Origin of the sequence: Actinoplanes sp. KI2, from assembly GCF_025630775.1 — a bacterium.
Lineage (GTDB): Bacteria > Actinomycetota > Actinomycetes > Mycobacteriales > Micromonosporaceae > Actinoplanes.
On sequence record NZ_JAOSZE010000048.1, the window covers coordinates 15,316 to 28,834 of the forward strand.

12 protein-coding genes are annotated in these 13,519 nt (G+C 69.5%); 10 read left to right on the top strand and 2 right to left on the bottom strand.

Annotation, left to right across the window (positions count from 1 at the left end):
- Positions 1-115: 115 nt before the first annotated feature.
- From ODJ79_RS37990 to ODJ79_RS38030, 9 genes are all read left to right on the top strand, one after another.
- Positions 116-271, top strand: a complete 156-nt coding sequence (locus ODJ79_RS37990) for a hypothetical protein (RefSeq protein ID WP_263028531.1) — start codon at positions 116-118, stop codon at positions 269-271.
- Positions 272-284: 13 nt separating this feature from the next.
- Positions 285-1,406 carry a hypothetical protein gene (locus tag ODJ79_RS37995; protein ID WP_263028532.1) on the top strand — a complete coding sequence of 374 codons (1,122 nt, stop codon included), beginning with the start codon at positions 285-287 and terminating at the stop codon, positions 1,404-1,406.
- A 118-nt stretch (positions 1,407-1,524) separates the two neighbouring features.
- Positions 1,525-2,451: a WD40 repeat domain-containing protein gene (locus tag ODJ79_RS38000; protein ID WP_263028533.1), complete on the top strand. Its 927-nt coding sequence runs from the start codon at positions 1,525-1,527 to the stop codon at positions 2,449-2,451.
- Positions 2,452-2,799: 348 nt separating this feature from the next.
- A complete protein-coding gene (locus tag ODJ79_RS38005; protein ID WP_263028534.1) occupies positions 2,800-5,004 on the top strand; it encodes a ricin-type beta-trefoil lectin domain protein in 2,205 nt (734 codons plus the stop codon).
- A gap of 198 nt (positions 5,005-5,202) precedes the next feature.
- Positions 5,203-7,395 carry a galactose oxidase-like domain-containing protein gene (locus ODJ79_RS38010; protein WP_263028535.1) on the top strand — a complete coding sequence of 731 codons (2,193 nt, stop codon included), beginning with the start codon at positions 5,203-5,205 and terminating at the stop codon, positions 7,393-7,395.
- A gap of 253 nt (positions 7,396-7,648) precedes the next feature.
- The gene (locus tag ODJ79_RS38015) at positions 7,649-9,007 is read left to right on the top strand and encodes a cation:proton antiporter (RefSeq protein WP_263028536.1); all 1,359 of its coding nucleotides are present in this window, start codon (positions 7,649-7,651) and stop codon (positions 9,005-9,007) included.
- Positions 9,008-9,214: 207 nt separating this feature from the next.
- Positions 9,215-9,529: a nuclear transport factor 2 family protein gene (locus ODJ79_RS38020; protein WP_263028537.1), complete on the top strand. Its 315-nt coding sequence runs from the start codon at positions 9,215-9,217 to the stop codon at positions 9,527-9,529.
- A gap of 27 nt (positions 9,530-9,556) precedes the next feature.
- On the top strand, positions 9,557-9,871 hold the full coding sequence (locus ODJ79_RS38025) for a ubiquitin carboxyl-terminal hydrolase 14 (RefSeq protein ID WP_263028538.1): 315 nt from the start codon (positions 9,557-9,559) through the stop codon (positions 9,869-9,871).
- Positions 9,868-11,244 carry a peroxidase family protein gene (locus tag ODJ79_RS38030; RefSeq protein ID WP_263028539.1) on the top strand — a complete coding sequence of 459 codons (1,377 nt, stop codon included), beginning with the start codon at positions 9,868-9,870 and terminating at the stop codon, positions 11,242-11,244. The genes ODJ79_RS38025 and ODJ79_RS38030 overlap by 4 nt, the downstream gene beginning before the upstream one ends.
- Positions 11,245-11,274: 30 nt before the next feature.
- On the opposite strand, the gene ODJ79_RS38035 is transcribed toward ODJ79_RS38030, so the two are convergent.
- Positions 11,275-11,691, bottom strand: a complete 417-nt coding sequence (locus tag ODJ79_RS38035; protein ID WP_263028540.1) for a nitroreductase family deazaflavin-dependent oxidoreductase — start codon at positions 11,689-11,691, stop codon at positions 11,275-11,277.
- 78 nt (positions 11,692-11,769) lie between these two features.
- Entirely contained in the window at positions 11,770-12,336 is a 567-nt protein-coding gene (locus tag ODJ79_RS38040) for a hypothetical protein (protein ID WP_263028541.1), read from the bottom strand.
- 285 nt (positions 12,337-12,621) lie between these two features.
- Between ODJ79_RS38040 and ODJ79_RS38045 the strand changes: the two genes are divergently transcribed.
- Positions 12,622-13,515 carry an alpha/beta fold hydrolase gene (locus tag ODJ79_RS38045; protein ID WP_263028542.1) on the top strand — a complete coding sequence of 298 codons (894 nt, stop codon included), beginning with the start codon at positions 12,622-12,624 and terminating at the stop codon, positions 13,513-13,515.
- The last annotated feature ends 4 nt before the right edge of the window (positions 13,516-13,519 follow it).

Genomic DNA, 13,519 nt, shown 5'->3' on the forward strand with positions numbered 1-13,519 from the left:
TCGAGCCGCTGCACCACCCGGAGGCCTCCCCGGTGCGCGAACGCCTCGACGCGCGGCGGCCCTGCCTCGGCTGCTGATCCGTTTCAGCGGCGCGTCAGCTTCGTTCCAGGCCCCGATGGCACCGTACGCCGATGGCTGGCGGCAGGACTGGCTCTACTCGGTGGCCGTGACCACCGGGCCCACCGTCTTCGCCGCCGGCACCCGCTGGGACCTCAACGAGACCGGCTCGCTGAGCGACCGCACCCTGTCGATGCGCGGCACCGGAAGCTGAAAGGAAAAGATCAATGAGACGTACGCTTCTGAACGTCACCGGATCGGCGGTGGTCGCCGGCGCGGTCATCGCCGGCGGCGGCCCGGCCTGGGCCGCGACCGTCACCCAGGTCCCGGCGGCCTCGGCCGGCGCCATGGGAGGCTTCGCCGACGCGGTCGCCGTCTCGGCAACCGACGGCTGGGCGGTCGGCGGCAACGGCAGCGGGGTGATCCAGCGATTCAACGGCGCCCGGTGGAACCTGACGACGATTCCCGACCTGCTCAACGGCGGCGCCAACAACTGGGCATATCTCGCCGGCGTCGACGCGACCTCGGCGGGCAATGCGTTCGCCGTCGGCCAGTCCACCGCCGCGACCGGCGGCGCGAAGACGGCCGTGGCCCTGCACTGGAACGGCACCGCGTGGAGCAAGCAGGCCACGCCCAAGCCGGGCGGCAACGACACCGAGCTGACCGCGGTGAAGGCGTTCTCGGCGAACGACGCGTGGGCGGTCGGCCAGCAGGCCACACCCGGCTCGACGTTCCGTAACACCCTGGCGATGCACTACAACGGCACCGCGTGGTCCGCCGTGCCGACGCCGAGCCCCGGCACCCGCACCAACTTCGTCACCGGCGTGGACGGCGTCGCCGGCAACGACGTCTGGCTGGCCGGTTACTCGCTGAACCTGCCGTACGGCAACCGGTTCCGCGAGTCGCTGATCGAGCACTGGAACGGCACGGCCTGGACCCAGGTCAGCACCCCGAACAACGGAAGCACCTACCTGTACGACGTCTCGGCCGTCTCGGCGACCGACGCCTGGGCGGTGGGCTACGGCTCCACCGGCGGCGCGTTCGTGATCCGCTGGAACGGCACCGCGTGGAGCTCGGTCGCGGCGCCACCGCTGGCGTCGCTGCAGAGCGTGGCGGCGCGGTCCGGCACCGACGTCTGGGTGGCCGGCTCGGACGCCGCGGGCGCGGCCGCCCTGGCCCACTGGGACGGCGCGACCTGGACGGTGACCCCGGTGACAGCCAGCGGCGGCGTGGCGACGCCGACACTCGGCGCGGTCACCCTGGCGACCGCATCCACGGAGTGGGTGGTGGGCTCCCAACAGGACGCCACCACCGGCCAGTCCTCGTTCCTGGCATACCGAGTGGGCTAGCCCCCGAGGGCCCGGCGGCGAGACGGGACCCGCCGCCGGGCTCTCGGTAGGGTGCTGCACCCGAAACTCCGGGCCCCCGGAGGACCCGTTCTCGGTCATGTCATAGCGTGTGGAACCGATGTCGACTGCCTCGAATCCCGACCCCTTGGCAGTATGTTCCGGCCACCACGAGATCGTCTGGGCGGTTGCCTTCGACCACGCTCCGGACGGCCGGCGGCTGCTCGCGACGTCCGGCTGGGACGGCTCGGTGCGGCTCTGGGATCCCGCGGCCGGCACCTGCCTGTGGGCGGCGGAGTTTCCCAGCCCGGCGCTTTCCGTCTTCTCGGTCGGCATGGACGCCGGGCTGCTCGCCACCGGCAGCGCCGACGGCCGTACGTCGGTGTGGAATCTGACGACCGGCGACCAGCTCTACGCGATCACCGGCGAGCCCCCGGTCCTGTCCGTCGCACTGGGCGCCGGGCTCCTCGCCACCGGCGGCGCCGACGGCCACGTCAAGTTCAAGGACCGGGCCGACGGCACGGTGCTGCGGGAACTGATCGGCCACACGGGTCCGGTCTGGTCGCTCGCGTTCGCCGGCGACACCCTGCTGGCCAGCGGCAGTGCAGATCGCACCGTACGAGTCTGGGATGTCGCCGGCGGCGAATGCCTGCGCGAGCTGACCGGCCACCGATCCACCGTCGGTTCGGTCGCCTGCCACACCTTGCCGGACGGCACCGTCCTGCTCGCTTCCGGCAGCGCCGACGCCGGCGGCCGGATCTGGAACGCAACCACCGGCGAACTCCTGCACACGATCTCCCGGCACACCGCCTGGCTGCGCTCGGTGGCGTTCGCGACGCTGCCGGACGGCACCGCGCTGCTGGCCACCGCGAGTGACGATCACACCGCGGTCGTGTGGCAGGTGGCCACGATGACCGAGGTAGCGGTCTTCGAGCACCCGTCCGGGGTGAACGGTGTCACGTTCGGCAGCCTCGAGGACGGCCGGCAGGTCCTGGCGACCGGCTGCACCGATCGCCGAGCGTACGTCTGGGGTCTCGACATCGATTAGCCGCGGCTGCCTGCGCCGGCCGACGCACATTGGACGCTGAGCCGACACCTCCTCAGCGCCGTCAGCAGGGCAGTGAGCAGACCGGCGCCTGGCCGGTCGGTTCGGCCGGGTCGGTTCGGGTGCCCGTTCGTGCCTTCTTCCCGGGCAGTTAACAAACTTCCTTGACAGTTAACAATGCTGTCATGAAAATCCGAGCTTGAGAGCGCTCTCTCACCCCCTTCTCTGCTCGTTCCCCTGCCGTCCCATCCCCCTGGGCGGACCGGTGCCGGCTTCCCGCTGTCAACTCGGCCGTCCCTGCTGTCCGGCCTCGTCCCCCTGCCGGGCAGGTACAAGAAAGTAGGGAAGCACATGAATGCTGTTCCCCGATGGCGTCGCCGCGGGTTGCTCGCGGCGCTGGTGCTCACCGTGGTCGCCGCACTCGGCGTCTTCGGTACCACTCAGTTCGCCTCAGCCGCCGCCATTGTCGGTAACACCATCGCCGGCCCGGCCGGCAAGTGCGTCGACGTCAGTGGCGACGACACCGGTGTCAACGGCACGGCGGTCCAGCTCTGGGACTGCCAGACCAACAGCGCGGATCAGCACTGGACCTGGAGCGGCACCGCACTGACCACCATCGGCCGCTGCCTGGACGTGACGAGCGGCGGCACCGCGAACGGCACCCAGCTCCAGCTCTGGGACTGCAACGGAACCGGTGCGCAGCAGTGGGTTCAGCAGGCCAACGGCAGCCTCAAGAACCCGCAGTCCGGCCGCTGCATGGACGCGCCGGGCGGCGCCACCGCCAACGGCACGCGATTGCAGATCTGGGACTGCAACGGCACCGGCGCTCAGACGTTCACGGTCACGACGGGTGCGACCGGCACCTGCCCGACCTACTCCGACACCCCGGACTTCGGGCCGAACGTCCACATCTACGACCACTCGATGTCGGACGCCGCCATCCAGTCCTCCCTGGACAGCATCTTCAACGCGCAGAAGGACACGACGTCGGCGCAGTTCGGAACGCGCCGGGACGCGGAGATCTTCAAGCCGAGCACGACGCCGTACAACGTCGGCGCGAACATCGGTTTCAACACCTCGATCCTCGGCGTCGGGCAAAACCCCGATGACGTACGCATCAACGGCGCCGTGACGGTGGACGCGTTCAACGCCAGTGACGCCGGCAACGCGACCCAGAACTTCTGGCGGTCGGCCGAGAACCTGTCGATCAACACGCTCGGTGGCACCGACCGCTGGGCCGTCGCGCAGGCCGCGCCGTTCCGCCGGATCCACGTGATCGGCGGGCTCAACCTCTTCCCGGCCAGCTACGGCTGGGCCAGCGGTGGCTACATCTCCGACTCGAAGGTCGACGGGACCACCGAGTCCGCCTCTCAGCAGCAGTGGTACACCAAGGACAGCACCCTGGGCGCCTGGAGCGGCTCCAACTGGAACATGGTGTTCTCGGGCGTCGGCGGCGCCCCCGCGACGAACTTCAACACCGCCGCGGCCGGACCCCGCTACACGACTCTCGCCACCACGCCGGTGTCGCGGGACGTGCCCTACCTCTACCTCGACTCGGCCGGAAAGTACCGCGTCTTCCTGCCGTCGCTGCGCACCAACGCCTCCGGGCCGAGCTGGGCGGGCGGGAGCACCCCCGGCTCCTCGCTGCCGATGAGCAACTTCTACGTCGCGCACGAGGGCGACTCGGCAGCGACGATCAACGCCGCACTGGCCAACGGGTGCAACATCTTCTTCACGCCCGGCATCTACCACGTCAACCAGACCCTGCACGTCACCAAGGCCAACACGACCGTGCTCGGCATCGGCTACCCGACCATCATTCCGGACGGCGGTGTCAACGCGATGGACGTCGCGGACGTCGACGGCGTACGGCTGAAGGGTCTGCTCTTCGATGCCGGCACCACCAACAGCGACACGCTGCTCAAGGTCGGCACCGCCAAGTCCGGGGTGTCGCACGCGGCCAACCCGACCACGGTGCAGGACGTGTTCTTCCGGATCGGCGGCATGGTGGCCGGCAAGGCCACCAACAGCCTGGTAGTCAACAACAACGACACGATCGTCGACCACACCTGGGCCTGGCGCGCCGACCACGGCGCCGGGATCGGCTGGACCGTGAACACCGCGGACAACGGCCTCACCGTCAACGGTGACAACGTGCTCACGACCGGCCTGTTCGTCGAGCACTACCAGAAGAACGAGGTCGTCTGGAACGGCGCCAACGGCAAGATCGTGTTCTTCCAGAACGAGATGCCGTACGACCCGCCGAACCAGGCCGCCTGGATGAACGGGTCGCAGAACGGTTACCCGGCGATCAAGGTGGCGTCCGGGGTCACCACGTTCGAGGCCTGGGGTCTCGGCAGCTACTGCTACTTCAACGTCAACCCGGCGGTCGTCTCGCTCCACTCGTTCGAGGTGCCCGCGGTCGCGGGAGTGAAGTTCCACGACATGGCGGTCGTCTCCCTCGGCGGCGTCGGCACCGTCTCGCACATCATCAACAACACCGGTGGCCCGGCGAACTCGACCACCAACAACGCCTACCTGGTCTCCTTCCCGTAGGCCGCGCCGGCGCCATCTGACCTGCCGGTGGCCGGCCCAGAACGACGGGGCCGGCCACCGGACATCGACCAAATGCGATGCTAATCACCGCGGCCGGCCGATCGGACAAATTGAAGCGCGACTTGGTGAGGGGCTAGGGTGATCTTACCGACCACATGAGATGGACGGTGCCGGCGACGATTCCGCGACGACCCGTAAATGACGGACCGAAAAGGGGCCCGATATGTCGTCGAAAGTAATCGTCGTTTAACCTCCGCGAAAGGAACATCCGGCATGCGTACGCGTCGCGGCCTCGGCGCCTTCGGGCTGCTGTCCGCATTGCTCCTGTTCGGCACGGCGGCCACCGGCCCGGCCGCCGCAGCGGGCAATGCCGGGCACACGCAAGCCGGCGACCACGTCCACGTGCATGCTCACGAGCATGCCCACGGGCACGACGACTCACCCGAGCACATGGCCCAGGACCTGGTGGGAACGCCGATGCGGGTCATCGAGCAGCAGACCGCCGGGAACGCGGCCCGGATCCGGCGCGCGACCGGGTTGCGCCCCGGATCGACGCGCACCAAGGCGGCGGTGGTCACGGACCCAGGGCGGTGGGGATCGTGGAGCCAGGTCGTCGACACGCCCGTCGTTCCGGTATTCCAGGCCGTGCTGCCGAATGGCAAGGTGCTGATCTGGGACTCCGTCGGCGACAATGCGGCCGAGAGCTATCCCGATCACAGCTTCACCCGCGCGATGGTGTGGAATCCGGCGGACAACACGTACAAGCGGGTCGACCTACAGGGGTCCAACCTCTTCTGCGCCGGTTTCGCGCATCTCGGCAACGGAAACATTCTGGTCGCCGGCGGAAACGCGAACGCGGCACTCGACGGCACGGTCCGGACCCACATCTTCGACTGGCAGACAGAAACGTGGACGCGGGGCAATGACATGGCCGGCGCGCGCTGGTATCCCTCGGTCGCCGAAACGGCGAACGGCGAGGAGGTGATCATCGGCGGAGGTCCGGCGACCGCCGAGGTCTACCAGACCAACGGCGCCATCCGGGCTCTCAACGGCTTCACCCAGTACAACGCACGCATCTATCCCTTCCTGGGCTCTCGCCCGGACACCCAGCTCGGGCTCTTCGGGCCGTACGACGCCGGATACACCATCAACACCGCCGGCGACGGCGTGATCACGGCAACCAGCACCCGCGACGGGCTCGCCCGGGAGTACGGGAGCTTCGCCACCTACAACATCGGCAAGTCCCTCGTCGTCGGGGGCGGCAAGACCACCGAGGAGGGCATCGCCAACGTGCCCACCCGGACCGCCGTCGTCGTGGACAGCGGGACCGGGCAGAACCTGTCGATCGCCGCGACCGGCTCCATGGCGACCGGCCGGCGGCAACTCAACGCGACCCTGCTCGCCGACGGCTCGGTGCTGGCGACCGGCGGCATGACCAGTGCCGCGACCTCGGACCTCGTCGACCTGAACCACGCCGCGACGGCGGCGGAACGCTGGGATCCGGTCACCGGCCGCTGGACGCTGCTCGCGAACGCCGGCCGCATCCGGCAGTATCACTCGACGGCCTCGCTGTTGCCGGACGGCCGGGTGATGACCGGCGGCGGCGGCGTCTGCGGCGTCTGCATGGACGCCGGTTACCTCGAGAAGAACATCGAGTACTTCACCCCGCCGTACCTCTACAAGCAGGACGGCAGCGGTCAGCCGGCGGCGCGGCCGGTCGTCGCCGCGGCACCGGCGAGCATCGACATCGACACGACGTTCACGATCTCCTCGCCGCAGGCGGCGAACATCAAGAAGGTCGCGCTGGTCGGGCTGAGCGACGTGACCCACGGCGTGGACCAGGGGCAGCGGTACGTGCCGCTGACCTTCTCGGCCTCCGGCACGACACTGACGGTCACCGGCCCGCCGACCGGTGGGGTGGCGCCGCCCGGCTTTTACATGCTCTTCGTTATCGACGCCGACGGTGTCCCCTCGGTCGCCAGGACGGTTCAGGTCGCCAAGAGCCCCAACCCGGTGATGAGCCCCGTCAGCAACAGCACCGGCCGGTGTGTCGACGTGCCGGCGGCCACCACGGCGATCCGCACCTATCTGCAGACGTACACCTGCAACAGCACCAAGGCGCAGGCGTTGACGCGGCTGCCCGACGACAACTCGCTGCGCGTGCTCGGCAACTGCGCCGACGTGCCGGGCAGGAACTTCGCGGCGGGTCAGCAGATCTGGACCTACACGTGCGACAGCTCCGAGGCGCAGACCTGGCAGTTCGACCCGGACGCGACGATCAGGCCGATCGCGAATCCGGCGCTGTGCCTCGCCGCGGATTCGCCGGAGGAGTACGCACCGATCAGGCTCGCGACGTGTGACGGCAACCCGCTCCAGAGATGGGCGTGGTAGCGGGGCGTGCCGCCACGCATTGCTCGAGATCCGGAACTCTGGCTCCAGAGGTTCGGTAAAGCACCTCGTTCCAGAGTGGACGCCGTGTTCCGGCCCTGGACGCGGGTACGGTCAAATTCCGTATCGCAATGAGAATTGCCGAGTACGGGGGACCTGTGATGCCAAATATGCAGGATTCGAGACAACTTCTGGTCGAACAAGTCGAACCGCCGCCTGCCGGGGGTGCGGTGGCCGGCCCGCCACTGATCGTCGGATGAGGTTCACCGCGCCGCCGGCGGCGCTCGGCGGGCATGCGCTGCTCGTCTTTCTGGTCGCCATGGTGACGCTGCTGCTGGTCGCCCGCCTCCTGGCCGCGTTCGCGGAGCGGGTCGGCCTGCCGGCCATCGTGGGGGAGCTGGCCACCGGCGTCATCCTCGGACCATCGCTGTTGGGTCACCTGCTGCCCAGCCTGACCGGCTGGATCTTCCCGCGGGCCGCCGAGCAGATGCACCTGCTGGACGGCATGGGCCAGATCGGCATCCTGCTTCTGGTCGGACTCACCGGAACGCACCTGGACGTGGCCATGGTCCGGCGGCGCAAGGCCACCGCGGCCCGGATCAGCGTGGGCGGCATGCTGGTGCCGCTCGCTCTCGGCCTGGTCGTCGGCTATCAGATGGCAGCCTGGATCAACGGCACCCCGGCCCGCAATCGGCTCCTGTTCGCCGGCCTGATCGGCGTGGCGATGTGTGTGACCGCCATTCCGGTGATCGCCAAGACGCTCTCCGACATGCGGCTGCTGCACCGCGACATGGGCCAGCTGACGATGGCGGCGGGCACGATCGACGACGCGGTCGGCTGGTTCCTGCTGTCGGTGGTGTCGATGGCCACCGTGGCCGGGCTGAGCATCGGGCACGTCGTGACGGCCGCCGCCTACCTGCTCGGCTTCGTGGTGCTCGCCGTGCTCCTGGGCCGGCCCCTGGTCCGCCGGGTCATGCGCCTGGCCGACCGGAGCGCGGCGCCCGGCCCCAGCATCGTGGCCGCCGTCGTGATCGTGCTGACCGGAGCGGCGATCACGCAGGCCCTGGGCATGGAGCCGGTCTTCGGCGCCTTCGTCGCGGGCATCCTGGTCGGGCTGCCCCGGGCCGCGAACGGCGCGAAACTGGCGCCCCTGCGCACGGTCGTGCTCAGCGTGCTCGCGCCGATCTTCCTGGCCGCGGCCGGCTTCCGGATGGACCTGACCGCGCTGGCCCAGCCCAGGGTCGCGTTCGCCGCGCTGGTCGTGCTGACCGTGGCGACCCTCGGCAAGTTCGCCGGGGCGTACGCCGGTGCCCGCCTCAGTCGGATGAGCCGGTGGGAGAGCCTCGCCATCGGCGCGGGCATGAACTCCCGCGGCGTGGTCGAAGTGGTGGTGGCGCTCACCGGGCTGCGGCTGGGCATCCTGAACACCGGCAGCTACACGATCATCGTGTTGGTCGCCATCGTCAGCTCGGTGATGGCTCCGCCGATCCTGCGCTACGCCTGCGCCCGGATCACGGAGAACGAGGACGAGCGTCTTCGCAAGATCGACCACGACACCTGGAGCGGTGTCCCCGCCGCCCGGCATTCCCCGTCGAACGCGGAAGAGTCCGCATGACCCGCACCGCGAAGCAGGCCCGACTCGATCCCCGGAGACGACACGGGCTGCCTCACCGGGGCCGGTGAAAGTCCGATCGGCAAGCCGACGCAGTACGGGTGCCGGACTTGACGTAGTTGCGGCCAGTCTCGACCCGGCGATCTGATTCGCGTTTGCTCGTGGGTAACGTCCAATTTGTTTTGATTTTCGCGCCATCGGAGGACGAAGATGCCCACTGCTATCGAGCTCGCGCAGGGCTGGGTCGACGCTGCGAACAACGCCGACCGCGCCGCGTTTCGTGCCCTGTTCGCCCCCGACGCCGTGGTGGTCGACACGGGACGGGAATTCGAGGGGATCGAGGCCATCGTGGGATGGTCGGATCGGGAGTTCATCGGCGCCGGGATGCAGATCGAGGTGCGACGCATCGAGCCCCGGCCGGACGGCGCGCTGCTTCGGTCGAAGGTGCACTCCACCGGGTTCAACGGACGCGCCAAGGTGGAGTTCACCGTGCGCGACGGGCTCATCCAGCACGTGCGCATCTGACGGCATGGTTTCCGAGGGAGCTGACTCATGACCAAGCCGCTCTATGTCGCCGCCGACGACTCTCCGAACGCCCGCTGCGTCCACCTCGGGCAGGCCCGGGCGGTCGAGCCGTCCACCACCGACGGCTGCGAGGACTGCCTGCGGGAGGGCACGATCTGGATGCACCTGCGGGAGTGTCTCGTCTGCGGTCACGTGGCCTGCTGCGACAACTCGCCGCGGCGGCACGCCACCCGGCACTTCCACGAGACCGGCCACCCGCTGGCCCGGTCCTTCGAGCCCGGGGAGGATTGGGCCTGGTGCTACGTCGACGAGCTCTTTCTGCTGCCCGCGGGGCAGCGATGACGGCACCGGCGGTCCGTGACTGGTGCAAAGTGCTCGCCTCCGTCGTCGACGGGGCACCGCTCGGCACCCGGTACGCGCGCCTGCTGCCCGATCTGCCGCCGCTCGTCGTCGGCGACGACGTGCTGCGAACGCTGGGAGAGGCCGGCGGGGTGTGTGACGCCGGGCCGGCAGCGGCCTGGGTGGACGGGTCCGACGACGGTGCGGAGGCGGCCGGCTGGCCGTTCTTCGGCCAGTTCGTCGCGCACGACATCACCGCGGACCGCTCGCCGATCGGCACCCGCGCGGATCTCGCCGGGCTGCGTAACGCACACAGTCCGTGCATCAACCTGGAGGCGCTCTACGGAGCCGGGCCGGTCGGGGCGCCGTACCTGTTCGACCGGAACGACCCGGCGAAGCTGCTGCTGTCGGGGAGCGGAACCGATGTGCCCCGCAATGCCCAGGGGGTCGCGGTCCTCGGCGACCCTCGCAACGATGTGCATCTGTTCGTCAACCAGCTGCACGTGGCGTTCCTGCATGCGCACAACGCCCTCGTCGACCGGCTCCGCGCGGACGGGATGGGCGAGGACGACCTGTACGTGTCGGCCCGTCGTGCGCTGCGATGGCACTACCAGTACCTGGTGGTGAACGACTTCCTGCCGAGGCTGGCCGGTCCGGATCTGGTCGCGGAGTTGCTGCGCGACGGCCCGCAGCTGTTCCGCCCGCCGCCGGGAGGCGTGTACCTCCCGGTGGAGTTCGCGCACGGCGCCTACCGATACGGCCACGGGCAGATCCGCCAGCTGTACCGCCTGCGCCTCGGCGGCCCGCAGTACCAGATCCTGCCCGACCTCATGGGGTTCGGGCCGGTCGGCCCCGAACACGCGGTCGACTGGGCGGAGCTGTTCGACTTCCCTGGTGCGGCCCGCGCCCAGCGGACGAGGAAGCTGGACGGGCGGTTGCCCTCGAGCCTCATCGGCCTGCCGCACGAGGTGACCGGGAACGTCCCGGTCGCGGCGTACCAGTCCCTGGCCGTTCGGGACCTCGAGCGTGGCGCCGCGCTCGGGCTCCCGTCCGGAGAGGCGGTCGCGCGGGCCATGGGCCTCGAACCGCTGGACCCGTCCGAGGTAGGCCTGCCGCGCTCGGCCGGCGGCACTCCACTGTGGTTCTACGTCCTCAAGGAGGCGCAGCACAGGGCGAACGGCGACCGACTCGGGCCGGTCGGCGGCCGGATCGTCGCGGAGGTGCTGATCGGCCTCGTGCGGGCCGACCCGGACTCGTACCTGTCGGTGGACGACGGCTGGCGGCCGACGCTGCCGTCGGCGAGCCCGGATCGGTACACGCTCGTGGACCTGCTCGCGTTCGCCGGCCGCGGTGCGACGGTGCCGGTGGCCGGCTGAGAGACACCGCCGCACCGCACCCGACGCGGGTCATCCGGCCCGCGTCAGCACGACTACCGGAATTCTCCGCGTCGTCCTCGACTGGAACGACGCGAAAATGGGGGCGCGCGCGACCTGGCGGGCGAAGAGCCGGTCCCGCTCGTCGCCGGTGGCGACGTTCGCGACGACGTCGAAGCTCTCGGTGCCGAGCTCGACGAAGGCCCGTGGGTCGGCCCGCAGATTGTGATACCACGCCGGATTTCCGGGGCCCCCGAAATTGGATGCGAAAATGACGATCCGGTCGCCGTCCCGCAGATATGTCAGCGGCGATGTGTGACGGCGGCCGGTTTTCGCTCCGGTGTGGGTGAGTAACAGCAGCGGCACACTTCGAAAATCGCCGCCGACCCGGCCGTGATTCGCCCGGAATTCTTCGACGATCGCGCGATCTGTGTCCAATCGGCCAGTCATCTCGTCACGATAATCGTCGTCGGGAGGATCCGGTGCCGGCGCGGACGGAACGCCCGGTACTTGTACAAGTAATGGAGCTCACCGCTGGAGGTCGACGGCGATGGCCGCGCCGAGCAGGACGAAGCAGAGGTTCCACCCGGCGATTGCCGGGTAGCTCGCCCCGCCCGCGAGCGTCTCGGCCGGGTACAGCACCGCGAAGACGTACAGCCCACAGAGGAGCGGTACGAACCGGCGGGGGCCCGACCAGCGGCCGGCCCGCAGCACGCCGACGCCGCCGAGGACCAGGCCGACGCCGGCCAGCGGCGTGCCGATGCCGAAGAACACCTCGCCGAGGTCGAACGCGAACCGCAGGATCAGCTCCGCGGCTGCGATCAGCAGCGCGCCGCCGGCGGCGACCAGCAGACCGATCCGCGACAGCGGCCCGGAGCCCGCGACCCCGCTCCGGGCCAGCGCGAGGATGCCGGCGAAGACGAGCAGGTGACCGGCGACCAGGACGATCCCGCTGTAGCGAAACGCCCAGGTGCCGGGGCGGCCGAGGCTGTCGTCGAGCACGGTGATCAGGCTGACGACGACCATGACGGCCGCTCCGGCGGCACACCAGAGCCCGGCCGGGCGGACGAGACGTGGGGAAGCGACAGTGGTCATCCCCCGATTCAAGACGCCGCGGCGGCCGCATGGGCCGGTCGCGCGGCGACCGGCCGTGACTTGCCGGGGAACCGGCCGGTACTTCCCGAGGTCGCGTGGTCCTCCCGGATCGGCTTCCGCCGTGCGGGTGAACGGGGGACTGCCGGGCACGACTTGACGAATTCCGGCCGTCAATGCCTTGCCATGCGCGCCGGGAACGGCCACGCCATTGACCGCTTCACCCGCCCGTGGTGACGATCCATTTTGAATTTCCCGTGGTACGCAGAAATCGGGCCGGAGGCGAGAATGGTTGATCACGCGTTGTATCTCGGCCGCGAGTGGAATGTCGAGCACGACCGGCGGGCCAAGGTCGACAATGCCGAACTCAGGTACGCGGTGCTGGGCAACGGGGAACCGGTGTTGTGCATTCACGGCACCAGCGTCGCCGACAGTCTCATCACCCCCATGAAGTTCTTTCCACCGCTGCTGGACGAATACCAGCTCATCAGCTACTACCGCGCCGGGTACAACGGCAGCACCCTGGACAAGGACTCCCTCAGCATCGAGGAGGGCGCCGACCACGTCCGGCAGCTGCTGGATCACCTCGGCATCGACAAGGCGCACATCCTGGCCTTCTCCTTCGGCGGGGTCATCGCGTTCCAGTTCCTCCTGTCCTACCCGGAACGGGCGCACTCCGCGGTGCTGCTCGAGCCCTACCTGCCCCGCGAGGAGCCGGCAGCGGTTCAGGCGAACATCGACGCGTATGTCAACGCGATGAAGCTGTTCGAGAACGGCGACAAGCTCGGCGCCGCATTCCAGTACATGGAGGCGGTGTGCGGGCCGCGCTTCCTCGGCGCGGTGGAGATGACCGGGCCGCTGGACGTGTGGCAGCGGGTCGAGCAGTGCGTGGACACCACGTTCCAGGTCGACTTCCCGGCGGTCGCCTCGTGGGGATTCAAGATGTCCCAGGCCGACCAGCTGGTGGACCGTAAGCCGGGGATGCCGGTGCTGGCGGCGATGGGCCTCGACAGCGAGGCGGCCATGCCCGGCTTCCGGGAGACCCAGCGGTTCCTGATGAGCTGGTTGCCGCAGGCGGAGCGGTGCGGCATCCCGTTCGCCACGCACGGCATGCAGAGCATGAACCCGGTCGCGGTGGCCGAGGCCGCCTACACCTTCTTCAAGAAGCACCCGATCGGTTAGGGGC